We start from the raw sequence: 26,583 nt of genomic DNA, 5'->3' as shown, positions 1-26,583 counted from the left end.
TCGCCGCGTGACGCGGGGTTACGACACAGAAGGTAACGCCGGTATTGCGCGGCACGGCGCGTGGATAGTGTTGCCAGCCACCCCAGGAAGGACAACCACCGTGACCCTCACGAACGACACCACACTCCTCACGTCCACCCGCTGGTCAGCCGGCGACCGACCCACCGACACGAAGGGCTGGCTCGCGCGTGCCGTCGAGGTGGCCGACATCCTCGCCGCCGACGCGGTCGAGCGCGATCGTGCCGGCGCCGCTCCCACGGCAGAGGTCGCACTCCTCAAGCAGTCCGGGCTCGTGACGCTGCTCGGGCCCAGCGAATTCGGTGGCGCTGGCGAGACGTGGGACATCGCGTTCAAGGTCATTCGCACGATCTCCCGCAGCGACGGCTCCATCGGGCAGCTGCTCGGTTACCACTACCTCTGGGCCTGGGCGGCGCGCCTGGTCGCAACCGAAGGCCAGATCGCTGCAGTCGAACAGCTCTACACCGAGAACACGCTCTTCTTCGGGGGCGCCGTGAACCCGCGGGATTCCGACCTCACGATCGTCGAAGACGGCGAGGAGCTCGTCTTCAACGGCCGCAAGTCGTTCTCGACCGGCGGCATCATCTCTGACCTCACCGTGCTCGAGGGAGTGCTCGCCGGCACCGACACCCACATCTTCGCCATCGTGCCCACCGACCAGCCCGGCATCATCTTCGGCAACGACTGGGACAGCCTCGGCCAGCGACTCACCGAGTCGGGCTCGGTCGAGATCAAGGATGTCCGGGTCGACTGGGCCTCGGCCGCGGGCTTCGTCGACAAGGCCTTCCAGCCGCTCGTCTACAACACGCTCAACGTTCCCGGCATCCAGCAGGTCTTCTCGAACCTCTACCTCGGCATCGCGCAGGGCGCTATCGAGCGTGCAGCCGAGTACACCCGCACGGCGTCGCGGGCCTGGCCGTACGGCGGTGACAACAAGTCGTCGGCCACTGAAGAGTGGTACGTGCTCGAGGGCTATGGCGAGCTGCAGTCGAAGCTGTGGGCCGACGAGGCCCTCATCGACCAGGTGGATGCTGAGCTCAGCGCCGTGCTGCACGCCCCGCGCGAAGAACTCACCGAGCGTCGTCGCGGTGAGATCGCCGTGCGCATCGCCGCCGCAAAGGTGCGCATCAGCGACGACGGCCTTGAGGTCGCGACGAAGGTGTTCGAACTCACCGGCGCCAGGGCATCGGCCAGCGCCATCGGACTCGACATCTACTGGCGCAACCTGCGCACGCACAGCCTGCACGACCCTGCGCCCTACAAGCGTCGCGAGGTCGGGCAGTACGTGCTGCTCAACGAGGTGCCAGAACCGAGCTGGTACACCTAATCAGAGTGATCGGCTGATCGGCTGATCGGGGGCCGGGGGGTCGGCGGGTCAGCTCGCGCGTTCTTCACGCGCGGCGACCCGCTGGCCGACCACGGCGCTCACGCCGTCTTGGCGCATCGAGACCCCGTAGAGGGCGTCAGCGATCTCCATCGTGCGCTTCTGGTGGGTGATGACGATGAGCTGGCTTGTCTCGCGCAGGTCTTCGAAGATCTGCAGCAGGCGGCCAAGGTTTGAGTCATCGAGCGCCGCCTCAACCTCGTCCATGATGTAGAACGGGCTCGGCCGGGCCTTGAAGATCGCGATGAGCAGGGCGACCGCCGCGAGCGAACGCTCACCACCGCTCAGCAGCGAGAGCCGTTCGATCTTCTTGCCGGCCGGCTTGACCGAGACCTCGATGCCGGTCGTGAGCAGGTTGTCGGGGTCGGTGAGCTGGATGCTGCCGGTGCCACCAGGGAACAGCACTGGGAAGACCTCGTTGAAGGCCGCCCTGGTGTCTTCGAATGCCGCGGCAAAGATGTCGCGCATCTTGTCGTCGAGCTCATCGATGATCGTGAGCAGATCCGTGCGGGTGTTCGTGAGATCGGTGAGCTGCTCGGTGAGAAACTTGTGGCGCTGCTCGAGTGCCGCAAACTCTTCGAGAGCGAGCGGGTTGACACGGCCGAGCTGAGCGAGCTTGCGCTCCGCCTTTGCGAGGCGAGTCTCCTGCTCGGCGCGCACGAAGGGCACACCCTCGGTTTCAGCCTCGGGGGCGGCTTCAGCCTCGGCGGCGAGCGTCTCGGAGTCCGGCGGCACCGGCACTGCCGGGCCATATTCTGCGATGAGCACGTCTTCGACCAGACCGAGCTCTTCGCCGGCGCGCTCCAGCAGGGTCGAGAGGTGCAGCTTCTTCTCATAGATCTGCATTTCGAGCCCGTGCACGGTCTCGCTCACGGCGTGCAGCCGCTCCCGAAGTGACGCTTCGGTGCGGCGCAGTTCGGCGAGCTCCTCGTTCTGCTGCGCACGATCGGCTTCGGCTACGGCGAGCCGCACGCGCGCCTCAGACACTGAGCGGTCGACCGCGTCGAGCACGGCCGGCAACGCATCGAGCACGCGCTGCGCGGCCTCCATCTGATGGCGACGCACAACAGCACGCCGGGCGGCCTGCTCGGCGGCGGCACGCTCGGCCTCAAGCTGCTGCTCAAGCTGTTTCGCCCGCAGCTCCTGCGCCCGCACGCGCTCGCGGGCTGTCTCGACCTGCATCCGGGCTTCGACCTCACGCTCGCGCGCGGCATCGAGCTCATCAGCGAGCCCATCGCGCGCCGCCACATCGAGGATGGGTCGGGGCCGGGATGTCGCAACCTCGAGCTCGTTCTTGGCGCGTTCTACACCGGCCTCCGCTTCGGCGACGGACTCTTCGGCGAGCGCGAGCCCCTTCTCGAGGCGGCTCGCCTCCGCCTCGGCGGCTTCGGCCTGCACTCGCGCCCGGTTGATGCGTTCCGACTGCGCCGCGAGCTGCGAGTCGAATTCTCGGAGCGTCGCGAGCGCGCGCGTCGACTGGTCTTTGGCAACCTGGAGTGTGCCCCGCTGCTCGGCGAGCGCAAATTGCGCGCGCTCGATGAGCGACGTGACCTCGCCAAGACGTTCGGCCGCGGCATCCCGGTCGGCGACGAGTTCGAGGCGAGAACGCTTCGCCCCCGAGCCACCCCGCAGCACGTACTGGCTCAGCACGTCGCCGCCCTTCGTGATGATGGTTGCGTCGGGGCCCGCGGCGCTCCAGGCAGCGCGTGCTGTGTCGAGATCATCCGCGACGAGCACGTGAGCGAGGATGCTGTGGACGCCAGCCGGTGCGGTCACGACGGTCACCGCGCGCGTCACTCCCTCAGGCAGGTCTCGATACGCTCCGTCGTCGCTACTCTCGCTACTCACGCGGCCAGGCGCATCGGCGAGGACGAGCTCGACCCGACCGAGTTGCTCCGTGTGAGCATGGCCGAGCGCGCCGAGCGCCGCATCGCGATCGTCGGCGAGCACCGCGTCGGCGAGCGAACCGAGCGCCGCCGCGATCGCCGCCTCATAGCCCGGCTGCACCTGAACATGCTCTGCGACAAGACCTCGAATGCCGGGGCGCTTCGCCGCGACGAGGGCGCTGGAACCGTCTTTTTGATCGAGGGCGCTCGAGAGTGCGTTCTGTCGCGCCGCGAGGGCGTCGCGCTCACGCTCCAGCGTGTGGAGCTGATCGCGGAGTGTGTCGATTTCTGCCTCGGCCGAGACGACCTCGGCCTGTGCGCTCTGATACGCCGCATCGAGGTCGGTTTCGCTCGTGTCGTCGAGCGTCGCCTCCGCTTCGACGAGTTCGAGGGCCTGCCCGGCCTGATCCCGGCGCGACCTGGCCGCGTCGAGCGCGTTCTGCTGCCGCAGCACCTCGCCGCGCACGGCCGCGAGTCGGGATGCCGCCGTGTCGGCCTGCCCCGTGAGCTTCGAGATCTCGAGGTCGTGTTTCGAGACGAGCGAACTCTGCAGTGCGAACTCGTCGTCGAGCGCATCGAGTGCGGCCCTGGACTCTGCCGTGCGTGCCTGCGCCTCACGCCAACCCTGTTCTGCGTCGGCGATCGTGTCGATGATCCGCTCGGCTTCGGCGTGAGCATCCGCCACCATTTGGTGGGTCACGCCGGGCGCGGCTTCGGCGACCTCGGTCTGGGTGCCGAGCAGGGCGAGCTTCTGGTTGGCGAGGCTATAGAGCCCGCGCAACCGCTCTTGCACCGATTCGAGCCCGAACGCGACCCGCCGTGCGAGGTCGACGGCGTCGCCGACCTGCTCCCGTTCGATGCGTGCTTCACGGAGCTTTGCCTGGTCGAGCTGCTCCTGCAGCACGATGCGCTCGGTCTTGCGCTCGGATTCGCTGCGGCTGTGGAGGGTGAGGGCTTCGCGCAGGGCGACGACTTCGTCGGCGAGGAGCCGGGCACGGGCGTCGCGCACGATGGCGGCAATCGATTGGGCCTCACGGGCGATCTCCGCCTGGCGACCGAGCGGCTTGAGCTGGCGACGGATCTCGCCGGCGAGGTCGTTGAGCCGGGTGAGGTTCGCCTGCATGGCGTCGAGCTTGCGAAGCGTTTTTTCTTTGCGACGGCGATGTTTGAGAATGCCGGCGGCCTCTTCGATGAAGCCGCGCCGGTCTTCGGGGCTTGCATGAAGCACGGCGTCGAGCTGCCCCTGGCCGACGATGACGTGCATTTCACGGCCGAGCCCGGAGTCACTGAGCAGCTCCTGCACGTCGAGGAGTCGGCAGTTCTCGCCGTTGATCGCATACTCGCTGCCGCCGTTGCGGAACAGCGTGCGCCGGATGGTGACCTCGCTGTATTCGATCGGGAGTGCACCATCGGCGTTGTCGATCGTGAGGGTGACCTCGGCGCGGCCGAGCGGGCCACGCGTCGCCGTGCCGGCGAAGATGACGTCCTCCATTTTGCCGCCGCGAAGCGTCTTCGCGCCCTGCTCGCCCATGACCCAGGCGAGCGCATCGACGACGTTCGACTTGCCGGAACCGTTCGGCCCGACCACACAAGTGACGCCCGGCTCGAAGGCGAAGGTGGTCGGTTGCGCGAACGACTTAAAGCCCTTGATGGTGAGGCTCTTCAAGTACACGCGGTCCGCCTTCCCAGGTCGCCCCGATGTGCTCGCACACCGGCCGTGCGAACTCTCGCCCCACGGTACCGGAGAGAGGCGGCAGACTCTGGCGCGACGCGGCCACAGCGCCGTAGGCTACCGCCTGATATTGGTGTCGCGCGCGGCGCCGCAGTGCTGGTGCGAAAGGCCGGAAGCATGTCCCACGACAGCGACGTTGAGATTCGCGAACTCCGCCTCCCACGCACGATCGATTCGAGCACCGAAGCGAGCGAGTTCACCGAGATGGTGCGCGTACGCAACCTCATCGAAGCGGCGAGCATCGGAAACTTCGACCTCGCGATCGAACCGCAAGAGTTGCTTCCGACCGCGCGGAACCCGTACGAGACCTGGCGTGCGTTCATCGCCACGATCCGCGGCACCATCGTCGGCCGGGCCATCTACCAGGTGCAGGGCGGCGACGAAGTGAAGTCGGCATGGCTCACGGCCGAGGTGCACCCTGACCATCGCAGGCATGGAATCGGCGGCGCACTCTTCGACGTCGTCGCCGACGTCGCACGACACGACGGCCGCACGGTGCTGCAGACGGGGGCATACCACCTCGTCGAGAACATCCGCGGTGAGGTCATCACATCCCCGACCGGCTTCGGCGCGGTACCGGCCGACGACGAACCGGCACGCTTTCTCACCGCCCGCGGCTTTCGCCTCGCCCAGGTCGACCGGATGAGCCGGCTCCCGCTCCCCTCCGGCATCGAGTTCCCGACCGCACCAGAAGGCTATGAGCTCCTCGCGTGGGAGGGTGCCACCCCCGAAGAACAGCTCGCGGACATGGCCGTACTCCACGCCCGCATGAGCACCGATCCTCCCCTCGGCGAGGTCGACTGGGCTCCAGAAGCGTGGGACGAGGCGCGCGTGCGCGACAGCGATGCACGCCGGGCAGAGGATGGGCGGCGCTACCTCACGGTTGCCGTGCGGCACACGGCATCCGGTGAGCTCGTCGGCTTCACGGATCTCGCGGTCCCGCCGCAGGCAGACCGCCCGGTGATGCAGGAGGACACGATCGTCACGGCGGAGCATCGCGGGCATCGGCTGGGGATGCTGCTGAAGCGGGCCAACCTCGCACGACTCGACGAGCTGGCGCCAGGCCACCCCGCCATCTACACCTGGAATGCCGAAGAAAATCGGCACATGCTCGACGTGAACGAAGCCGTCGGCTTTGTGGCCTTCGGCTACGAAAGTTCGTGGCGTCGCGACGACTGAACCGCGTGCGCCGAGTGGGGAGCGACATGAGTCGCTCCCCATCCAGCGTGCACGCTAGCTGATGATGAGGTCGTCGATCTCGACCTCAGTGCCCGCCTCAAGGAACTCGAACTTCACCATGAGCTCCTGGAGTGCCTCGAGCGAGTCGACATTGAGCTCTGGGCCGAAGTCCTCCATCGCGAGGTTCGCGGCAGCCTCCTCTGGCATGCCGAGAAACTCGGGCAGGAGCGCCCGCGCGGCGTCGGGGTTTTCATTGGCGAGCGCACGGGTCTCGGCGAGCGCATCCTGGAACGCCTTGACGACGGCGGGGTTCTCGCTCGCGTACGCGTTGCTGGTGAAACCAACCAGCGTCGTGAGGCCCGGGATTGTGTCCTGGTAGTTGTACGTCACCAGATGTCCACCCTCGGCGATCGTCTGGCTGAGGAACGGCTCTGGCAGCCACGCTGCATCGAGCTGGCCGGCGGTGAGTTGCGCCTGCATGTCAGTGAACGCGACCTCGACCCATTCGACATTCGAGGGGTCTCCGCCGTCTTGCTCGATGGTTTCCATAATGGTGAGGTCACCGGCAGCCTGGAGGGTGTTGACCGCGACACGTTTGCCCTCGAGGTCCGCGGGCGATTGGATCGAGTCGTCAAGTGTGGCGACACCATTGATGTCGTCGCCCTCCGCGTATGAGGCGGCGTAGTTGCCGACGATCTTGACGTCGACCCCCTTGCTCGCGGCGAGGATGATCGGCAGCGGCTGCCCAATCGCGAAATTGATCTGACCGGTGGAGACGGCGGGGAGAATCGCGGCGCCCCCCTGACCGGTGCTGAGCTCCACCTCAAGGTTGTGGTCTTCGAAGATCCCCTCCTCAATGCCAAGGAGGAGTGCTGCGGTCGGCGCGATGGGGAGTGCGGCGACCGTGATCGACGTGAGTTCGGTGAGTTCCTCAGCGTCACTCACGTCGGCATCTGGAGTGCCGCTCGAGCAACTGGTTGCGATAAGGGCGGTTGCAGTTGCGATGGCGGCGACAGTGCCGACTCGCTGTAGGGAGAACTTCATTGTTTCCTCTTTTCTCTAGACGGGACGGGGGTCCCGGGCGTGCAGGCTCTTCACTGATCGATCAGAATGCGACCTTCAGAAGTAGTCGGGTGAGCGTCTCGCGCTCATCTGGCGAAAGGTTGCTGAGAGAGGTATCGCGCGCCGCGCTCACTCCCTGGCGCGCCGTTGCATAGGTCGAAATGCCAAGCTCAGTGGCCTGGACGATATTGACGCGCCGATCACCGGGGTTCTGAGCACGGCGCACGAGCCCGGCCGCCTCAAGCGAGTCGATCACGGCGACCACCTGGCTCGGGTCGAGCTGAAGAAACTCGGCGATGTCACGCTGCGTCGGGCTCACGGCACCGCACGCAAGCGACAGCACCGCGTAGGAGCGGACGCGGAGCCCCAGCGGCCAGAGCGCTCCCCGAGCGTGCTGCGAGCCGAGTGCCCTCACCCGGGCGATGAGAAATTCGATGTCCCCGAGGAGATCTGAACCATCGACGCGCGCGTTGCCATAGGCCGCCCCTGCTGTGGCCATGGTCGCATCCTTCATTGGTTCGCGCCCCTCCCTAAAGGTTGATAAGAATAGTAATTGAATTTGTCAACGATTCACAAGATCATTTAGAGTCAGACCCGGACTCACATCAGACTTCAGGCTCAGATCAGACTCAAGCGCTCACATCAGACTTCAAGCTCAGACTCGACGAGGAGAGAAATCAATGGATCTTCAAGGAAACGTGGCCATCGTCACCGGCAGTGGCCGGGGACTGGGGCTCGCATACGCTCAAGAACTCGCCCGTCGGGGTGCGAAGGTCGTCATCAATGACATCGACGCCGCTACCGCTGAGGCCGCAGTCGAAACCATCACCTCCGCCGGCGGCGAGGCAGTCGCACTCGTCGGCGCGGTCGGCCCGACCGAGACCGCTGAAGCCCTCGTGGCAAAGGCCGTCGACACGTGGGGTCGCCTCGACATCCTCGTCACCAACGCTGGCGTGCTCCGCGACACCGTGCTGTGGAAGATGAGCGACGAGGACTTCGACCTCGTCATCAACGTGCACCTGCGCGGCACCTTCACCTGCGTGCGCGCCGCCGCCAGCCGGATGCGCGAACAGGGCGAGGGCGGACGCATCATCACGATCGGCTCCCCCACCGGCCAGGTCGGCGCCTTCGGTCAGACCAACTACGCCGCCGCCAAGGCCGGCATTGTCGGCATGACCCGCACCTGGGCCCTCGAGCTCGCGCGCGCCAACATCACGGTCAACACCGTCGTGCCCGTCGCCGCGACCGCCATGACCGAAACCGTGCCGTTCTTCAAGCAGTTCGTTGACGCGATGGCAAACGGTGACCCCATGCCGCCCTTCGCGCGCCAGGAGCTTGGCTTCGGCACTCCCGAGGATGTCTCTGGCCTCATCGCCTTCCTCGCCTCCAGCGATGCCGCAGGCATCACCGGGCAGGTCCTCAGCATCGGCGGCGACCGCCTCGCCCTCTACTCCCACCCCGCGATGATCGTCAAGGAGATCAACGACGGCGGCTGGAGTGCAGAGGACGTCGCTGCGGCCTGGGATGAAAAGTTCGCTCCGTCGGAACAGACCGTCGGCGAGAACCTGCCCCAGCCGCCAGCCAACTGAGGCTCGACCCCGTGATAACGCGGTACGAAAGCAAGGTCGACGCGGCATCCCTCGTCGCGATCGACACCCACGTGCACATCGAGTCTGAGCACGGCCACCACTCGTTGCCAGACGACCTTCGGGTCGCCGCGGCGAAGTATTTCGCCAACGGCGGGGAGTTCCCTGGGGCCGACGAAACGGCCGCCATGTACCGGGAGCGTTCGATGGCTGCCGTGATCTTCACGGTCGACACAAAGCGCAAGCTCCATCACGACGGCATCAGCAATGACGCCATCATCGACGGTGCCATCCGGCACTCCGATGTGCTCATTCCGTTTGTCAGCATCGACCCAGCGCGTGGCGCAGAGGGTGTGGCCGAGGCACAGCGACTCGTGACGGAGCGTGGGGCCCGCGGCTTCAAGTTCCACCCCACGATTCAGGACTTCGACCCGAGCGACCGAAGCAACTGGGACATCTTCGCGGCCGTCGAAGAGCTCGGCGTGCCCGCGATCTTCCACACCGGCCAGACCGGCATCGGTGCGGGCACCCCTGGCGGACGAGGGGTTCGCCTTCGCCTGTCGAATCCCATGCTGATCGACGACGTTGCCGCGGCCTTTCCGAAGCTGCAGATCGTGCTGGCGCACCCATCGGTACCGTGGCAGGACGAGGCGATCTCGGTTGCCACGCACAAATCGAATGTCTGGATCGACCTCTCCGGCTGGTCGCCGAAGTACTTTCCGACCGCGCTCGTCAAGCAGCTGAACTCGCGCCTGCAAGACCGCGTGCTGTTCGCATCCGATTACCCGATGATTCACCCGGATCGGTGGATCGCCGACTTCGCCGAGCTCGAAGTCAAAGACGCAGTCCGCCCCAAAGTCATGCGCGAGAACGCCATCCGCCTTCTCGGACTCTGACCCTCACCCACACCACCCTTCAGGAGACATCATGGCCACCACAACCACTCTCGCCGAACTCAGCGGCCTCGTTGGCGTCGACCTCGGCACCAGCTCGTGGATCGACATCACCCAGAACCGCATCAACACCTTCGCGGATGCGACCGAAGACCAGCAGTGGATCCACGTCGACCCCGAGCGCGCCAAGGACGGCCCCTTCGGTGCGGCGATCGCCCACGGCTTCCTCACCCTCTCGCTTTCGATCCCGCTGTGGACCGAACTGCTCGATGTGACGGATGCCACCACCAAGGTCAACTACGGCCTCAACAAGGTTCGCTTCCTCTCCCCCGTCAAGGCCGGTTCGCGCATCCGCCTGCAGGCGACCATCGCCTCGGTCGAAGAGGTCAAGGGCAACGGATACCAGATCACGGTCGACATGACCATCGAGATTGAGGGCGCCGACAAGCCCGCCGCCGCCGCACAGGCCATTCACCGTTTCTACGCGTAGGCGTCATCATCGCCGGTTGAGTAGCGAAGCGTATCGAAACCCGAACGAACGCGTTCCGGGTTTCGATACGGCGCTGCGCGCCTACTCAACCAGCGATACGACGCAGTGGTTGGCAGCGAGGGCAGAAGTGTGAACCGCGGTTCATGAACCGCTCGCGGACGATCGCTCGCCCGCACCTCGGACACGGCCGCCCCTGTTGCCCATACGCGTTGAGTGAGTGCGCGAAATAGCCCGATTCGCCGTTGACGTTGAGGTACTGCGTGTCAAAACTCGTGCCACCCTCGGCGAGCGCCTTTGCGAGCACCAACCGCACCTCACCGAGCAGCCGCTTCGCCCGCGGACGGCTCAGGGTATCGCTCGACTCGGCGTAGTGCACCCGTGCCGCCCAGAGGGCCTCGTCGGCGTAGATGTTGCCGATGCCGCTGATGAGCGACTGGTCGAGCAACGCGCGCTTGATGTCGGTGCGTCGCGCCGCGAGTCTGATCAAGAATCCGCGATCGTCGAAGTGCTTGTCGAGCGGGTCCCGCGCGATGTGGGAGACCTGCGACGGCACAGGGCGGCCAAGGCCATCGCTCGGTGCGACGAGATGGTCGATCGCCATCGACCCAAAGATGCGCTGGTCGACAAAGTTGAGCCGCAGAGCGCCGTGGGTGTCGCTGGCGATGTCGAGGCGGATGCGCGTCAGCTTGTCGTCAGCCTCACGGGTGCGCAACAGCATCTGGCCGCTCATGCCGAGGTGCACCATGAGCACCTCGTGCCGACCGGCACCGTCGCTGCGTGAACCGTCGGGGTCGGCGAGTGGAATCCACAAGAACTTGCCGCGCCGCTCAGGCTTGAACATCCGCCGCCCGGCGAGCCGCTCGACGAAGTCCTCTGACGGCCCATCGTGCCGGCGGAGCGAACGCTCATCGAAGACAGTCAGCGCCTCGATCGCTGCCCCATCGACTGCCGGCGCGAGGCCAGCGCGCACCACCTCGACTTCGGGAAGCTCAGGCATGCCGGGCTTCGTGTTGTGGGCTCACCTGGCGAGTTGCAGGCGCGTCCACGCATCGAGCGCGGCGGCCATCTCGGCGTTCTTCTTGCTGCTGCCCTCGCCAACAGCGATATCCTCACCGTCGAGGACTGCCGTCGCGTGGAACCGCTTCAGGTGATCTGGTCCGCTATCGACAATCCGATAGGCCGGGATGCCACGGCCAAGGCGTGCAGCGAGCTCCTGAAAACTCGTCTTGGGGTCCATCGCTGCACCAAAGCGGTCAGGGTCGGCGAGCAGCGGCTCGATGAGCTTGAGGACGAGTTCGGTCGCCCGTTCGTGCCCCGCGCTGAGGAAGGCTGCGCCGATGACGGCCTCGACCGTGTCGGCGAGGATCGACGACTTGTCCCTGCCGCCGGTGAGCTCTTCACCGCGGCCGAGTCGGAGGAATTCGCCGAGTCCAATGCCGCGGGCGATCTCCGCGAGTGCGACACTGCTCACAAGGCTGGCGCGACGCTTCGCGAGGTCGCCCTCGTCGAGGTCGGGATGCACGGTGTACAGCATGACCGTGACGGCCTGCCCGAGAATCGAGTCGCCCAAAAACTCGAGCCGCTCGTTGTTGGCGATGCCGCCGTGCTCGTACGCGTACGAGCGGTGGGTCAGCGCAAGCTCAAGCAGTTCCGGATCGATTTCGACTGCAAGGAGGCGCGCCAAAGCGGCCGGATCGGTGTGAGCCGACTCTCGGCGTTCAGCACGCACGGGAGTGATTCCCGGTGTGCCGTGATGGTGCGGTCATCGATCGACGATCGAATTCCGTCGATCAGACGTCGGCGACCTTGCGGCCCTTGTACTCGAGGTACAGGGCGGTGCCGGCCGAGTCTTCGACAACCTTGGCGCGGTGCGGCAGGCTGTAGACAACCTTGCCACCCTCGATGGTCTTGACGAGCGTGGGAGGGGTTGCCTTCCACTGCGCGCGGCGGGCACGGGTGCTCGCACGGGACATCTTCCGCTTGGGTACTGCCATGGCTATCTCTTCTCTCTGTCAGCGTCGTCGTCATGCCGATCGCCGATTGCGTCTTCGGTGGTGGCCTCGGTCAGGCCTTCGAGTCCGGCAAGCGCCGCCCAGCGAGGATCGATGGGCTCTTCATGCTCGTGACCCGGGTTGTCGAGGAGCCGCGCCCCACATCGTGGGCACAGGCCGAGGCAATCTTCTTGACACACCGGTTGGAACGGTAGTGACAACACGACCGCGTCCCTGATTACCGGTTCAAGATCCACGTGATCATCTTGAACCCGATACTCAAAAGCTTCGTCCTTATCGTAGGCGAAAACCTCTTGAATTTCGACTTCAACGGGGAGGGCGACGTCGATGAGGCATCGGACACACTCCCCCGTGGCGGTCGAATCGACGTGAGCGGAGACGAGAATGCCGTCGTGGAGCGACTCCAGCCGCACGTCAGCTTGGATCGGCGTGCCCTCCGCCACCGCGATGACCGCGTTGCCGAGTCGCTCGTCGAGCACGACGTCACGTTCGAACTCGCGCATCTCGCCGGGACGGCGGATGAGGTCGAAGACGCTGATTGCGAACGGGGAAAGGTCGTGATGTGCCACCCGACGAGTGTAGCCGCCCTACCCTTGCCCGACCGCCGTGAGCGCTTCATCGAAGAGCGAGAGCGCCTTTGCCACCTCGGCCGGGGTGACGGTGCACGGCGGCGCAACGTGAATGCGATTCTCGACGACCAGGGGCAGCAGCCGCAGCTCGAGCAGTCGGCGGGTGAGTTCAGCCATGACGGCCGGGGTTGCCGGCTGTCGCGATTCACGGGACTGCACGAGTTCGATTGCCCACAAGACGCCCCGGCCACGAACCTCGCCGATCATCGCGTGCGCGTCGGCAAGCGCGTGAAGGCCGGGCCCGAGGTGATCCTCGCCGATCTCGCGAGCGTGGGCCACAATGCGCTCCGCCTTCATCGCATCGATCGTGCCGACGAGCGCGGCCATGGCAAGCGGATGCCCCGAATAGGTGAGCCCGCCAGGGAACACTTGATCGTCGAATGCCTCAGCAATCGCCCCCGAGATGATGACGCCGCCGGCCGGAACAGCACCGGACCCCTGCGCGAAGGTCACGAGGTCTGGCACAACCGAGTCGGCCCCGTCGCCGAAGTCTCCCCGGAACGCGAACCAGTCCCCCGTGCGACTAAGACCGCACATGGCCTCGTCGAGGATGAGCATGATGCCGTGCTTCTCGGTGAGCGCCCGCACCCCGCGGAGATACCCCGGCGGCGGCACCAGCACGCCAGCACAAACCGGCACGGTTTCGAGCAGCACTGCGGCGATGCTGCTCGGCCCCTCGCTCTCGATGACCCGTTCGAGATGACGCAAGGCACGCTCAGACTCCTGCTCAGGATGCGCCGACCAGAACTCGCTGCGATACAGGTACGGCCCGAAAAAGTGCGCCTGGCCTCGTGAGTAATCGCGTGGCGACCTACGCGGGTTTCCCGTCGCGGCGATCGCTCCCCCCGTGCTGCCGTAGGACGCGCGATAGGGCGAGAGGATCTTGTCGCGCCCCGTGGTCACGCGAGCCATGCGAACGGCGTTCTCGGCAGCATCCGCCGCCCCATTCGTGAAAAACACCTTGGTGAAGTCGCGGCCAGCCACCCCGAGGATGCGCTGGGCTGCTTCGCCGCGCACCAGGACGGCGTGGCTTGGCGCGATCGTCGCAAGGGTGCGCGCCTGCGCCGTGACGGACTCGACGACCGCGGGATGCTGGTGGCCAATGTTGGTCGTGGCGAACTGGCTCGAAAAATCAAGGTAGCGGGTGCCGTCGTGATCCCAGACAGTGCTGCCGCTGCCGCCCGCGATTGCGAGCGGCGCCCTGGTTGACTGTGCGCTCCCCTGGTGAACGACGTGGGCGCGATCGAGGTCGAGGGCACGCGAGTTCTGGTCATCACTCATGAGGCCACGCTATCCGGCCAGCGCGACCGGGATTTGCATCCGCGCAGTATCTCTATGAGAAGACCTGGAGCACGCGATGCAGCAGCGTCTTTGGCAGCAGCGCCGCGAGACACCGTCGCGCGGGCCCAGCAGCCCGGCGAAGCCCGGCGATCACGCTTCGCGCGGACGCCACGACCTCATCCGGCGCGGTGAGATCGGCTCGCGTGAATGCCTCCTGCTCGATTGCCAACAGCAGCACATCCAGCGCGCTATCGTCGCGGCCCAGTGATTCGCCGATCACGGCCGCGTTCGCCCGAGGTGTGCCGGTCGCCGCGGGCTCGAGCCCGAGATCGATCGACGTTTCGATTACCTCGCGCCAGGCGAGCTCTGCGCCAGCCCGGCCGGAGGCGACGAGCGACAGCCGGCGGCGGCGCACCACCCAGCGGGCAACACCCGGTAGCAGCACCAGCAGGGCGAGACCGAGCACCCAGAACACGATCGGTGGCACGCCGTCCTGCGTCTCCGAATCCTCCTGGGCGTCGGTGCCGAGATCGCCAAGCTCGGGCGCGACGCTCGGGGCCACGCTGGCGTCTGGAGCCGGAAGGTCCGGCGTCGCAGCCCCATCGTCGACCGTGTCGAGGGCTGCAGGCTCGCTGTAGCTGGCGGGCTCGCCACGATCGGCAGTCGGCTCAAACGGCACCCATCCGATGCCCTCAAAATACAGCTCCGGCCAGGCGTGCAGGTCGTCGGAGGTGACCACCCACTCCACTGCCTTTTCACTATCAGACTCCTCACCGGGGAGGAAGCCGAGCACGAGACGGGCGGGAATGCCGAGGCTGCGCGCCATGATCGCCATGGCGGAGGCGAACTGCACGCAGTAGCCGCTCTGCACCTCGAGAAATGCGGCAACCGCGCCGGCACTCGAATCGTCGTAGTCACCGCGATCTGGTGCCTGCTCCGAATACACGAAGTCACCGTTGCGCAAGAACTCTTGCAGCGCCACCGCCCGCTCATAGTTCGTCGTCGCTCCCGCCGTCACGGATGCTGCGGTCTCCGCGATAATCGCTGGCCACTCCTCATCGGGGGTCGCGAGCGGGGTGAGCTCCTCTGGCACGACCGAGCCGGCATCCTGCAGCTGCTGGGCGGTCGGCGTGAGCACAAGCGAACTCACCTCGTAGGTTTCGCCGCGCACGCTCCGCCCCTCGGTGCGGAGCGACTGTGACGTCGAATCCCATTGCGCTTCAGCGCGGAGACCCTCCACCCCCAACGCCGGATAGGGCACCGGCACCCACCCGCCGCCGAGCAGTTGCACCGACACGGTGGTGGTTTCGATCGCACTCGCGACGGCCGAGCTGAGGCCGGGGGTTGCTGGCGCGGATTCTGGCACCGAGTCGGCATCAGGAGTCGATTCGGATTGCCATCCCTCGTCGAGGAACTGGTCGAGGGCGGTGAGCCGGAGGTAGTGGCCCTGCTCGGACTCCGTCGTGTACACGAGCGCCGTGAGCGTTTCTTCCCGACGCAAGTCTTCGCCGAGCGTGGCGATCGGGTTGACTCCGGAACGGATCGAACCACCGCTCTCTGCACCCGAAGTGCCACCAGCCGACGGCAAGGGCAGAAGTGTCGTCGCGATGATGGCACCCACGAGCGAGACTCCGACAATGCCGAACGCATCCCAACCGTGCCGGCCCCGCGCCGGGCGGTCGGCTGCCACCACCCCCAGCCACGCGACGATGGCGGCGGCGAGCCAAAAGAAGTCATCGACCGCGACAATCACGAATGGCACGAGCGCCACCGGCACCAGAATCACCCCCGTCAGCGCCGGTCGCCGCAGCGCGACGGCGAGCGTGTCGGTGACGGCGGCGACGACACAGGCACCGGCCGCGAGCAACACGAGAACACCCGGTTCTGCGAGCGCGGGAGCCTCCTGCCCCGCAAGCGAGTCCACGCCGTCCCGCCCGAGCGCGAAGAGCACATCCCAGGTCTCGAAAGTTGGCACACCGAAGATCGTCGTCTCGCGCGCCGAGCCGATCGCGACCACCATCGCGCCACAAATCACGCCGACCATGCCGGGGAGCACCGCGATGCGCGGAACCAGGGCCCGCGTGATCGCCGCCGCGCCGAGCACGATGAGCGAAGGGATCACGATCGCCAACCACCAGGCGTTCTCGCGCAGCACAACGTGGTAGCCGATGAATCCCACCGGGATCGCCAACGCCAGCGCCGCCGACACCCGCCACGGCGGCGCGTGAGCGACGGCAGACTCAGACCCTGTCACCTACTCGCCCTCCGCTCGAGCGCGGCACCCCAAGCCTCAGAAACGCTCACATCGCTACCGACGGGAATGCACAGCCAGCCGGCATCCGTCAACCGCCGCGCGCCGTCGCCAGGCCCGTCGATGAAGGCGATCGCCTCGTCGTATGACGCCCTGCCAGCGACGAGCGCCGCAACCGTCGCGCCATCGAGCGCGCCAAGCACGGCAAACACCGAACCGAGACGCGCATTGCCCTGCCGCCCCATCGGCACGAGGCTCACCCCTGCCGCCTGCGGAACCTCGGTGAGCTGCACCCGCGCGAGGCTCTCAAGCGTGGCAGCGCCGTGCCCTTCATCGAGCTGCGGTGCGCCCGTCTCAAGCACATGGACACGGAAACCGGTGTCGCCGAGATGAACCACCAGGGAGGCGACCATGGACACGGCCCATTCGAAGGATTCGCTCTCAGCATGGCCCCGGCCGGTATCTGCATCGGCACGGTGCGCCGCGCGGGTTTCGAGCAGGATGCTCGCCTCGGCCGCGCTCCGCTGCTCCTCCTGGCGCACCATGAGCTCGCCGTGGTGTGCCGACGCACGCCAGTGCACCCTGCGGAGCGCGTCGCCCGAGCGGTAGGGGCGCGTCGTGAGCTCGTGGTCACCGCCCGTGGCACGGTGATCAGCCCGATGCGCCTCCCCCTCGGCACGACGAAGATCGAGCGCGGGCTCCGGCAGTGCGACGATCTCTGGCAGCACGGTGAGATCAGTGGCCATGGCGGTTGCCGATGTTGCCTGCGCGAGGCCGAACGGGTCGGCGACGGTGACACGCAGGGGGCCGACCCGGTAGTCGCCGCGACGCGGAGGCAGCAAATCCCAGACGATCGAGATCGACGGTTGGCGGTCGCGGAATCGTGCGCTGAGCACCGGCAGGATGCTCGGGCCGGCGACACCGGCATCGGCGCGTGCACCGCGGACCGCACCCGAATCGCGCACCCACTCATCAGTCCAGGTGGCAGCGCCGACGGGGCGGCGCAGGCGATTCGACACTTCGAGGCGCACCGGCACCCGATGCCCAGCGAGCGCCCGGGGAACACCGAACGTGCGGTGCACCGAAACGTCGGGTCGCCGATGCCGGGCCGAAAGCAGAGAGGTGAGCGGCACGGCGACCAACAGCACCGAGGCAAACAGGATGGCGTCGAGATTGGCCACATACGCGGCCACACTGCCGACCGCCCCCGCCACGAGCACAACCCGACCGCGTCGCGTGAGGGCGACACTCCGCGATGAGCTTCTGCGACGCACCACCCCGACTACCTTCGGGGATCGGCGGAAGCGCCGAGTGGCACAGGGGTCTCTCTGATGATCCGGCTCACGATGACTTCGGCGGCGGCCATCGCGGCCGAACCAGACTCACGGCTGGCGGGGATCACACGGTGGGCGAACACCGGAACAGCGAGCGAATCAAGATCGTCTGGCAAGACAAAATCGCGCCCATCGAGCGCCGCACGCGCTTTGGCCGCGCGCACCAGATGGAGCGTCGCCCGCGGGCTCGCACCGAGACGCAGCTCCGCATCACGCCGCGTCGCCTGGGCAATCGCGACGGCGTACCGCTCAACCGCCGGCGCGACATAGACCGCGCGCACGGCCGCGATCATTCCGCGAAGCTCATCGAGCGCCATCACGGGGGCAAGCGAATCGAGCGGACTCGCCAGCTCCCGCGACCGCAGCATCGCCTGCTCGGCCTCCTCATTCGGATACCCCATCGAAATGCGCACCATGAAGCGGTCGCGCTGGGCCTCCGGCAGCGGATAGGTGCCATCCATCTCGATCGGGTTCTGCGTCGCGATGACAGCGAACGGCAAATCGAGCGGATGCGTGCGACCGTCAACCGTGACCTGGCGCTCCTCCATGCTCTCGAGCAGGGCCGACTGCGTCTTCGGGCTCGCCCGGTTGATCTCATCGCCGATCACGATATTCGCGAAGATCGGGCCAGGGGTGAAATCGAAGCGACGGGCCCCCTGATCGTAGATCGAGACACCCGTGATGTCTGACGGCAGGAGATCGGGCGTGAACTGAATGCGGTTCACGGTGCAGTCGACCGAGCGGGCGAGCGCCCTCGCGAGCATCGTCTTGCCGACGCCGGGAACATCCTCGATGAGCAGGTGCCCCTCCGCCAGCAGCGTCGCAAACGCCAACTCCACGGCGGAGCGTTTGCCGTCAATGACGCGTTCGACGCTTGAGAGCACTGCGGCCCCGAGGCTGGCGAACTGACCAGCAGAGACGGATGTGGGCACCGGCACGGCGGCAGCGTTGTGCATCGAGCATCACCTCTTCATTGGTGAGTCTCGCAGCAAACCGCGGTCGCGCATCAGTGCCCACACTGTGCGAACAGCGCCCGGCTAGCCGAGTGCTGCGGCCGCCGTCGCGAGCTGCTCGACGTACTCGTCGAGGCCCCACGTGAGCGACAGCGCGGTGGGCGGCGACACCGCCGCCACGAGGTCGACTCCCGTGACATTCGCGACCGCGCCCGACTGCACGGCGGGGATCGCCTGCGCGTACGACTGCGCAAGGAAGGCCTCGGCATCGGCATCGGTGTCGGCGAAGTTCACGAGGATGTCACTCTCAAGCGCATCGAGCTGCTCGTAGCTCAGCGTGTAGTAGAACGACGATTCGCCATTCGCGAGCTCGTCGACCGCAGGGGCGCCCTCAAGACCAAGCCCGAAGAGAAAGCTCACGCGGGGGTCGGCCTCGCGGTACACGTAGAACGTGCCACCGACATCCCACACCGCGGCAACCGTAAGCCCTTCAAGCTCCGGATGCGCGTCAGCCTGCTCCGCGACGACGCCGTCGATCTCTTCGAGCACAGCCGTGGCTTCGTCTGCACGGTTGAGCGACTCGCCCACGATCGACACGACATCGCGCCATGGCGTCGTCCACGCGGCATCCGGATAGGCGACCGTCGGGGCGATCTCGCTGAGGAGCTCGTACTGCTCTTCAGTGATGCCCGAGTACACAGCGAGGATGAGGTCGGGTTCGAGATCGATGATCTCCTCATACGAGGGCTCATCGACGGTCTGGGTGATCATGGTCGGCACCTCGGCGCCGAGCGTGTCGAGCTCCTCGGCGATCCAGGGCAGCAGGCCGTCTTCGTTCGCGCCGTACGACTGGGTCTCCATGCCGACCGGCACAACGCCGACCGCGAGGGCCGCATCGGCACTGCCCCACCCGAGGGTGACAACGCGCTGCGGGTCTGCCGGCACGGTGGTCTCGCCGAAGGCGTGCGTGATCGTCGCGCCCTCGGTCGTGGTGGCGTCGTCTGGCTCGGTAGTCGTCGTGCTGCAACCGCTGAGCACGATGACGGCCGCCGCGATGATGGCAAGGGATCTCTTCTTCACTGCTTCTCCTGGTGTTGTGGGATGGATCTGGTTCGGGTAATTCGGGCTGGTTCGGGTTGGGCTTACGTGGCGCTCGGCACACCGTGGTAGCGCCCGATGGGCACGACCATGGGTGCACCGCAGACCGGGTCGTCGACAACCCTGGCGTCAAGGCCGAAGGCGACACTCACGATCTCGGGAGTGATGACCTCGCGCGGGGTGCCCGTCGCAACAATGCCGCCCTCCGACATCACGATGATGTGGTCGGCATAGCGTGCGGCGAGGTTGAGGTCGTGGAGCACCATCACTACCGTGGTGCCGCGCTCACGGTTGAGCCCGAGCAAAAGGTCGAGCACCTCGAGCTGGTGGGTGACATCGAGGAAGGTGGTGGGCTCGTCGAGCAACAGGATGTCGGGGTCTTGCGCGAGCGCCATCGCGATCCAGGCCCGCTGTCGCTGACCGCCGGAGAGCGCGTCGACCGGCCGTGCGGCGAGGTCGGTGCAATCGGTCGCCGCGAGTGCTTCGGCGACGATGCGATCGTCGTCGCTCGAGTGACGGCCGAACCATCCCTGGTGCGGGTAGCGGCCGCGTGCCACCAGGTCCGCCACCGTGATGCCATCCGGCGCGGTCGGTGACTGCGGCAAGATGCCGACGATGCGCGCGAACTCCTTGCCGGCGTACGTGCGGATGTCGCGACCGTCAAGCGTCACGACCCCGCCGCTCGGGCTGAGGATGCGCGCGACGCCACGGAGCAGGGTCGACTTGCCGCTCGCATTCGCCCCGACGACGACCGTCACGGCGCCGGCGGGGAGGTCGACGTCGAGCCGATCGACAATGGTGCGCGCGTCGTAGCCGAGGCTCAGCTCTCTCGCGCGGAACTCATGGGAGATATGACTCATGCGATGTTCCTTCTGCGGTCGGCCGTGGCGAGCAACCACAGCAGATACGGGGCGCCGATGATGCCGGTGACGATGCCCGCCGGCACCTGCAGCTCCGGGAGAAGCGCGCTGCCAACGAGGTCCGCGATGATCACGACACTGGCGCCGACGAGGGCCGATGGCACGAGTGCGAGGCCCCCATCGCCGAGGATGCGCCGAGCGATGGGAGCGGAGACGAACGCGACGAAGGCGATGGGCCCCGCGAATGCCGTCGCGACCGCGGTGAGGGCGACAGCGACAGCGATGAGGGCGAGACGGGTGCCGGTCACCGAAATGCCGAGCCCTGCCGCCGTGTCATCGCCAAGCTGCAGCTGCCGCAGGCGGGGCACAAGCACCGCCAGGAGCGCGAGCAGCACGACGAGCGACACCGCGACAATGCCGATGTCGCCCCACGCTGCGCCGCCGAGCCCTCCAACCATCCACACGAGCGCTTCTGAGGCTTCACGCACGTCGCCGCGGGTCAACAGGTACCCGAGGAAGGATTGGGCGAGGAAGGCGAAGCCGACCCCGATGAGCACAAAGCGGTAGCCGGTGACCCCGTCGTTCGATGCGAGCAGCGTGATGGCTGCGGCAACGAGGACAGCGCCTCCGAATGCGAGGAGCGACACCGCCGCTCCGCTCAGACCGAGGATGAGGATGCCGAAGGCGGCGGCGGCGCTCGCGCCACCACTGATGCCGATGATGTCGGGGCTCGCGAGCGGATTGCGCAGGAGGGTTTGGAAGACTGCGCCGGCGATGCCAAACGCCGCACCGACGAGCAGGCCGAGCACGATCGGCGGCAGGCGGAGCCTGAAAAGCACGAATGAGTCGCTCGCATCGCCCTGACCGAACAGCGCGAGCAGGAGGCGGTCGGGCGAGATGGCATAGGCACCCGTTGCGACAGCCCCAATGACTGCGACGGCGAGCACGACGGTGAGGGCGACCGTGCTGAGCACGCGACGGCGGCGGATCGCATGACGCGCCTCATCGACGCTGAGCACCCGTGGCGAGGCTATGAGGTTGCTCACAGTGACCCCACCCTGACGCGACGGACGAGCGCAATCATGACGGGAGCGCCGATAGCCGCCACCACGAGGCCGACCTCAAGTTCGCCTGGATGCACCACAACGCGGCCGAGGATGTCGGCCGCGAGCACAAGCACGGGGCCGAGCACGAGCGAGAGCGCGAGAATCCAGCGGTAGTCGGGGCCCGCGATCGCGCGTGCGATGTGCGGGATGACAAGCCCGACAAAGACAATCGGGCCGGCGATGGCCGTCGCTGTGCCGCAGAGCAACACGACGGCGAAGCCCGTCGCAACGCGCGTGAGCGTGGCGCTGTGACCGAGCCCCTTTGCGACGTCATCGCCGAACGCGAGCAGGTTGAGGCTCCGACCGGAGAGCAGCGCGAGCACAGCACCGATGACAAGAAACGGCCACAGCGCGCCAATGATGTCGACACCGCGACCCGAGAGGGAACCGACCTGCCAGAAGCGATACGCGTTGAGCGTCTCGACATCCGTAATGAGGAGCAGCGTCACGACCGACGTCGCCGCCGCCGTGATCGCGGTGCCGGCGAGCGCGAGCTTGACCGGGGTGGCCCCGTCCCTCCCGAGCGATCCGATCGAATACACGAGCAGGGCTGCCGCGGCCGCGCCCGCAAAGGCGAACCACACGAAACCGAGTGGCGCCGTCACCCCAAACACCGCGATCGCCACAACGACGAACAACGAAGCACCCGCATTGACGCCGAGCAGGCCGGGATCGGCGAGCGGATTGCGGGTAATGCCCTGCATGACGGTGCCGGCGAGGCCGAGGGCGGCGCCGACCGCAATGCCGATGATGGTGCGTGGCAGCCGCAAGTCACGGACCACCATGTGCACCGTGTCGCCGTCGATCGGCGCGAACAGCGCTGCGAAAACCTCGGCGGGGGCGATCGCCCGCGAACCGATCGCGAGACTCAGGGCGACCGCAACGAGGAGCAGCACGAGAGAGCCGGCGAGCAGCCACTCACGCACGCGGCGACGGCGCACGCTCGCCGGCGCGCGCACCGCGGCATCCATCGACGCGGCCACGGGCTCCGTGCCCGCGCCAGTCACGGCGCGCGACATTACTGCAGCTCGGACTTGCCGAGCCGCCAGTACCCCATGAAGGCAATGCGCTTGCGGTCGATACCGGTCTCAGAGACGAGGAATCGGCGCAGCGACTTGATCATGGATGATTCGCCCGCGAGCCAACCATAAAAGCCGGCCTCGGCCTCTGCTGGGGATTCCCAGAGCAGTTCGCGGTCGAGATCGATCTCTGCGATCGCCTGCGTCGAACCCGAGAGGGCTGAGCGGAGAACGGCGGGATTCTCGGCGACCCACCGGCGCACAGCCGGGTCGAGTGCCGAGCCGTGCTCGTCGTCGCCGCGGGCAAGCCAGGTGATCGTGGCCCCCAGCGGCAGCTCGAGCTCAAGCGCGTCTGCGCTGCTCGGCACCTCGACAAACGCGCGGGCGACGACCCCGCGCGGGAGCGACTCGAGGATGCTGCAGATGGCAGGCGCCGCGGTCTCGTCGCCGATGAGCAGCAGTTCGGTGGCATCGCCAGGATGCCAGTCGATGCCGACGGCAGAGTCGACACTGCGCGCGTCTGGCCCGACAAGGATGAGGGTGTTACCGACCGTGGCGCCGGCAAGCCACCGCGATGCCGGGCCGGTGCCGTCGGCGTGGAGCACCATATCGACGTCGACCTCGCACAGCGCCGGTCGCACGGCACGAACTGTGTAGGTGCGGAGCGGGCCGCGCTTCGCATCTGGCAGGGCGCGCCAGCGGGCATACCAGCTTCCGTCGGCGATGACCGCAGGGTCGTCCGCGCCGATGTCGCAGAGCGCGCCCCCTGCAGAGCCGTCGTCAAGTGGAAAGACGAGCTTGACCCGCTGGTCGAGGCCGTCGATGCCGAAGTCGACGAGCGATTCTGTCGTGAACGTCACGCGCATGAAGTGCGGGCTGAGCTGGCGCAGGGCGCTCACCGTCACGACATACGGTCGATATGCGGGGCGGGAGTCCTTGGCGGGCGCAAGCTCCGTCGTCGCGATAGCGGTTCCGAAGTCAACGTCGGCCTTGATCGCGGTTTCCAAGGTAAGCATTGCCTAAGTATGGCATGCCTAACCTCTGCTTCGCTACGCGGGCTCCCCTCCGCGGGCGAGCAGCCGAGCGCTACGACGACTGCAGAAACTCCGCAACCGTGCGCGGCACATAGGGTGAGACATCCCCACCCAGTGACGCAACCTGGCGCACGAGCGAACTCGACACGTGCGCGTGTGCCGGGTCTGGCAGCAGGAACACGGTCTCGACCCCGGCGAGATTGCGGTTGACGATCGCCATGGGCGTCTCGTAGGCGACATCGACCTGCGAGCGCACGCCCTTCACGAGCACACTCGCGCCGACATCGGTGCAGTAGTCGACCAGCAGGCCGACCATCCACGAGGTGACCTTGATGTTGCCTGGCAGCCCCGCGTCGGCAATCGCCCTCTCAAGCAGGGCGATGCGCTGTGCCACCGGAAGCAGCGCAGTCTTGTCTGGGTTGTGCACCACGAGCACATGGAGCTCATCGAACAGACCAGCCGCGCGCTCGATGACATCGAGGTGGCCGAGAGTGACGGGGTCGAAAGAACCTGGGACGACGGCAATCCTGCGCATGCCTTCAACCCTAGTGGGAGGGCGTGCGCGGAATCCGAGATCGCGTCGAGATTACGCCAGAGCCACTGCTAGGCCTGTGCCAAGAACTCACGCGCGCTGTCATCGAGTCGCCGATCGAGCGCCTCCCGCAACGCCGGATGCCGCTCGAAGCTCGGGTCATCAGCGATCGTAAGTTCGGCGATCGCGCGAGCCTCGGTGATGAGCTTCGCATCCTTCGCGACCCGCAGCAGGCGCAAACTCGAACGTCCACCAGACTGCACGCTGCCAAGCACGTCGCCCTCCTGACGCAACTCCAGATCTTTCTGCGCGAGCTCGAACCCATCGAGCGTCTCAGCGACTGCCGCCACGCGATCGCGCGCGAGGGTGCCCTCCTCAGCGTGCGTCACCATGAGGCAGAGGCCAGGCACACCGCCCCGGCCGACGCGGCCCCGCAGCTGGTGCAGCTGCGAGACGCCAAAGCGATCCGCATCGAGAATGACCATCGTCGAAGCGTTCGGCACATCGACGCCGACCTCGATGACGGTCGTCGCGACCAGCACATCGATGTCGCCGGCCGCGAAGGCCCGCATGATCGCGTCTTTCTCCTCCCCCGACATGCGCCCGTGCAGCGCGGTGATGCGCGTCGACGAGAGCTCCGAATTCGCACGCAGCTCCTCGATAACACCGACGACACTCGCTGGCGTCACCTTAGGCCCCGGCTCGACCTCCGGCTCGAGCACGGAGGGCTCGTGCTCCTCCTCGCTCGCGGCATCGATCGCCGGACACACCACGAACGCCTGCCTGCCCTGCTGCAACTCCTCCGCAACACGCTGCCAGACTCGCGGCATCCAGCCCGGCCTCTCGGCGAGCGGAACGACGTGCGAGACGATCGGGATGCGGCCGGAGGGCAGCTGCGCGATCGTCGAAACATCGAGATCGCCGAAGACCGTCATGGCGACCGTGCGCGGGATGGGTGTCGCCGTGAGCACCAGCACGTGTGGAGGGATGGCGCCCTTGCGGCGGAGTGCCTCGCGTTGAGCCACACCGAAGCGATGCTGCTCATCGACCACGACGAGGCCGAGGTCGAAAAACTCAACCGAGCCGCTCATGAGCGCGTGCGTGCCGACGACGATATGGGCGCTGCCCGACACCGTCGCGAGCGTCGCCTTGCGCCGGTCGGCGACCGGGAGCTGGCCCGTGATGAGCGTCGGCCGCAGCCGCGCCGCGAGATCTGGGCCGAGCGACGCCACGATCGAGCGCAGATGCTGCCCCGCGAGCACCTCGGTCGGCGCGAGGAGCGCCGACTGGCCGCCCGACTCGGCGACCGCGAGCATCGCGCGCAGTGCGACGAGCGTCTTGCCAGAGCCGACCTCACCCTGCACGAGCCGATTCATGGGCAGCGACGCCGCGAGGTCGGCCGCGATCTCCTCACCGACCGCAACCTGGTCGTCGGTGCGCTCGAAGGGCAGTGCGGCATCGAAGCGTTCGAGCAGACCGCCGGGCTGCGGCATCCGCGCTGTCGCCTGCCGTTCACGCAGCACCGCCCGCTGCTGCAGCAAGCCGGCCTGCAGCACGAACGCCTCCTGAAAGCGCAGCGCCTTCTGGGCTGCCCGCCACTCGATGTCTTTCGTGGGCCGGTGGATGAGCTCGATCGCGCGCCGATACGCCATGAGCGTGCGATCGGAACGAACGGATGCCGGCACCGGATCATCAAGCGCCGGCAGGGTGTCGAGCACCACCCCGACCGCCTTCTGGATCTGCCACGACGTCACCGCCGCCACCGCCGGATAAATCGGCACCGGCTGCTCCGCCCACGCCCGGTAGGCCTCCGTGTCGCCGCTCGGCGTGTCAGCGTCGAACAGCTCGTAGTCGGGGTGCGCGAGCTGCGGACTGCCGCGATACTCCCCCACCTTGCCCGCAAAAATTCCGCGAACACCCGGCTTGAGGTCGGCCTTGCGCCACGCCTGATTGAAGAAGGTGAGCGAAAGGATGCCCTTGCCGTCGCTGATGCGGACCTCAAGGATCGACCCCCGGCGCGCCTGCATCGTGCGCTCCCGCACGTCGAGCACCTCGGCGACGATCGTCACATTCTCGTCGGGAGGGAGGGCGCCGAGCTCCGTGAGCTCACCCCGCAGGGCATAGCGCCGCGGGTAGTGGCTCAGCAGGTCACCGATCGTCTCGAGCCCAAGATTGCGCGAAAAGGCCTGCGCCGTGCGCCCGCCGAGGGCAGACGACAGCTTGGCGTCGAGCGGAGATCCCACC

The 26,583-nt window shown here is 67.0% G+C and carries 23 protein-coding genes; 5 read left to right on the top strand and 18 right to left on the bottom strand.

Features of this window, described 5'->3' with window-relative positions:
• The first annotated feature begins 100 nt into the window (after positions 1-100).
• Positions 101-1,345 carry an acyl-CoA dehydrogenase family protein gene (locus ACY48M_RS01845; RefSeq protein WP_462818538.1) on the top strand — a complete coding sequence of 415 codons (1,245 nt, stop codon included), beginning with the start codon at positions 101-103 and terminating at the stop codon, positions 1,343-1,345.
• 48 nt (positions 1,346-1,393) lie between these two features.
• Here ACY48M_RS01845 and smc read toward each other — a convergent pair whose 3' ends face one another.
• Positions 1,394-4,960, bottom strand: coding sequence for a chromosome segregation protein SMC (gene smc / locus ACY48M_RS01840; RefSeq protein ID WP_462818537.1), 3,567 nt, complete (start codon positions 4,958-4,960; stop codon positions 1,394-1,396).
• A gap of 177 nt (positions 4,961-5,137) precedes the next feature.
• Here smc and ACY48M_RS01835 point away from each other — a divergent pair, with 177 nt between their 5' ends.
• Positions 5,138-6,199, top strand: a complete 1,062-nt coding sequence (locus tag ACY48M_RS01835) for a GNAT family N-acetyltransferase (RefSeq protein ID WP_462818536.1) — start codon at positions 5,138-5,140, stop codon at positions 6,197-6,199.
• Between the two features lie 54 nt (positions 6,200-6,253).
• On the opposite strand, the gene ACY48M_RS01830 is transcribed toward ACY48M_RS01835, so the two are convergent.
• Positions 6,254-7,243: an ABC transporter substrate-binding protein gene (locus ACY48M_RS01830; protein ID WP_462818535.1), complete on the bottom strand. Its 990-nt coding sequence runs from the start codon at positions 7,241-7,243 to the stop codon at positions 6,254-6,256.
• Between the two features lie 61 nt (positions 7,244-7,304).
• Positions 7,305-7,760 carry a MarR family winged helix-turn-helix transcriptional regulator gene (locus tag ACY48M_RS01825; RefSeq protein WP_462818534.1) on the bottom strand — a complete coding sequence of 152 codons (456 nt, stop codon included), beginning with the start codon at positions 7,758-7,760 and terminating at the stop codon, positions 7,305-7,307.
• A gap of 181 nt (positions 7,761-7,941) precedes the next feature.
• On the opposite strand from ACY48M_RS01825, the gene ACY48M_RS01820 reads away from it, so the two are divergent.
• From ACY48M_RS01820 to ACY48M_RS01810, 3 genes are read left to right on the top strand one after another with little or no spacing between them, the layout of a single operon-like run.
• Positions 7,942-8,850 (top strand): SDR family oxidoreductase, encoded by a 909-nt coding sequence (locus ACY48M_RS01820; protein WP_462818533.1) that lies wholly within the window; start codon positions 7,942-7,944, stop codon positions 8,848-8,850.
• A gap of 11 nt (positions 8,851-8,861) precedes the next feature.
• A complete protein-coding gene (locus tag ACY48M_RS01815) occupies positions 8,862-9,743 on the top strand; it encodes an amidohydrolase family protein (protein WP_462818532.1) in 882 nt (293 codons plus the stop codon).
• 31 nt (positions 9,744-9,774) lie between these two features.
• Positions 9,775-10,230, top strand: coding sequence for a MaoC family dehydratase (locus ACY48M_RS01810; RefSeq protein ID WP_462818531.1), 456 nt, complete (start codon positions 9,775-9,777; stop codon positions 10,228-10,230).
• A gap of 85 nt (positions 10,231-10,315) precedes the next feature.
• Here the strand turns inward: ACY48M_RS01810 and mutM are convergent, their stop codons facing one another.
• The 15 genes from mutM to ACY48M_RS01735 form a co-directional block, all read right to left on the bottom strand.
• The gene (mutM, locus tag ACY48M_RS01805; RefSeq protein ID WP_462818530.1) at positions 10,316-11,227 is read right to left on the bottom strand and encodes a bifunctional DNA-formamidopyrimidine glycosylase/DNA-(apurinic or apyrimidinic site) lyase; all 912 of its coding nucleotides are present in this window, start codon (positions 11,225-11,227) and stop codon (positions 10,316-10,318) included.
• A gap of 21 nt (positions 11,228-11,248) precedes the next feature.
• Positions 11,249-11,959 carry a ribonuclease III gene (gene rnc, locus ACY48M_RS01800; protein ID WP_462818529.1) on the bottom strand — a complete coding sequence of 237 codons (711 nt, stop codon included), beginning with the start codon at positions 11,957-11,959 and terminating at the stop codon, positions 11,249-11,251.
• A gap of 61 nt (positions 11,960-12,020) precedes the next feature.
• Entirely contained in the window at positions 12,021-12,224 is a 204-nt protein-coding gene (gene rpmF / locus ACY48M_RS01795; RefSeq protein ID WP_462818528.1) for a 50S ribosomal protein L32, read from the bottom strand.
• 2 nt (positions 12,225-12,226) lie between these two features.
• On the bottom strand, positions 12,227-12,811 hold the full coding sequence (locus ACY48M_RS01790; protein ID WP_462818527.1) for a YceD family protein: 585 nt from the start codon (positions 12,809-12,811) through the stop codon (positions 12,227-12,229).
• An 18-nt stretch (positions 12,812-12,829) separates the two neighbouring features.
• A complete protein-coding gene (locus ACY48M_RS01785; RefSeq protein ID WP_462818526.1) occupies positions 12,830-14,152 on the bottom strand; it encodes an aminotransferase class III-fold pyridoxal phosphate-dependent enzyme in 1,323 nt (440 codons plus the stop codon).
• A gap of 52 nt (positions 14,153-14,204) precedes the next feature.
• Entirely contained in the window at positions 14,205-16,406 is a 2,202-nt protein-coding gene (locus tag ACY48M_RS01780) for a transglutaminase TgpA family protein (protein WP_462818525.1), read from the bottom strand.
• Positions 16,403-17,680: a DUF58 domain-containing protein gene (locus ACY48M_RS01775; protein WP_462818524.1), complete on the bottom strand. Its 1,278-nt coding sequence runs from the start codon at positions 17,678-17,680 to the stop codon at positions 16,403-16,405. The genes ACY48M_RS01780 and ACY48M_RS01775 overlap by 4 nt, the downstream gene beginning before the upstream one ends.
• A 5-nt stretch (positions 17,681-17,685) precedes the next feature.
• Positions 17,686-18,693, bottom strand: a complete 1,008-nt coding sequence (locus ACY48M_RS01770; RefSeq protein WP_462818523.1) for an AAA family ATPase — start codon at positions 18,691-18,693, stop codon at positions 17,686-17,688.
• Between the two features lie 81 nt (positions 18,694-18,774).
• Complete coding sequence (locus tag ACY48M_RS01765) at positions 18,775-19,770, bottom strand: iron-siderophore ABC transporter substrate-binding protein (protein ID WP_462818522.1); 996 nt, start codon at positions 19,768-19,770, stop codon at positions 18,775-18,777.
• A 62-nt stretch (positions 19,771-19,832) separates the two neighbouring features.
• A complete protein-coding gene (locus tag ACY48M_RS01760) occupies positions 19,833-20,648 on the bottom strand; it encodes an ABC transporter ATP-binding protein (RefSeq protein ID WP_462818521.1) in 816 nt (271 codons plus the stop codon).
• Entirely contained in the window at positions 20,645-21,694 is a 1,050-nt protein-coding gene (locus ACY48M_RS01755; protein ID WP_462818520.1) for a FecCD family ABC transporter permease, read from the bottom strand. The genes ACY48M_RS01760 and ACY48M_RS01755 overlap by 4 nt, the downstream gene beginning before the upstream one ends.
• The gene (locus tag ACY48M_RS01750) at positions 21,691-22,773 is read right to left on the bottom strand and encodes a FecCD family ABC transporter permease (RefSeq protein ID WP_462818519.1); all 1,083 of its coding nucleotides are present in this window, start codon (positions 22,771-22,773) and stop codon (positions 21,691-21,693) included. The genes ACY48M_RS01755 and ACY48M_RS01750 overlap by 4 nt, the downstream gene beginning before the upstream one ends.
• Positions 22,773-23,789, bottom strand: coding sequence for a siderophore-interacting protein (locus ACY48M_RS01745; RefSeq protein ID WP_462818518.1), 1,017 nt, complete (start codon positions 23,787-23,789; stop codon positions 22,773-22,775). Before ACY48M_RS01745 ends, ACY48M_RS01750 begins: the two co-directional genes overlap by 1 nt.
• Positions 23,790-23,859: 70 nt before the next feature.
• Positions 23,860-24,342: a pantetheine-phosphate adenylyltransferase gene (coaD, locus tag ACY48M_RS01740; RefSeq protein WP_462818517.1), complete on the bottom strand. Its 483-nt coding sequence runs from the start codon at positions 24,340-24,342 to the stop codon at positions 23,860-23,862.
• Positions 24,343-24,410: 68 nt separating this feature from the next.
• Positions 24,411-26,582: an ATP-dependent DNA helicase RecG gene (locus ACY48M_RS01735; protein ID WP_462818516.1), complete on the bottom strand. Its 2,172-nt coding sequence runs from the start codon at positions 26,580-26,582 to the stop codon at positions 24,411-24,413.
• Between the last annotated feature and the right edge of the window lies 1 nt (position 26,583).

This window comes from Homoserinimonas flava (assembly GCF_054969005.1).
The sequence above is the reverse complement of the archived record's forward strand: the minus strand, read 5'-3'. Positions and strand labels throughout refer to the sequence as shown.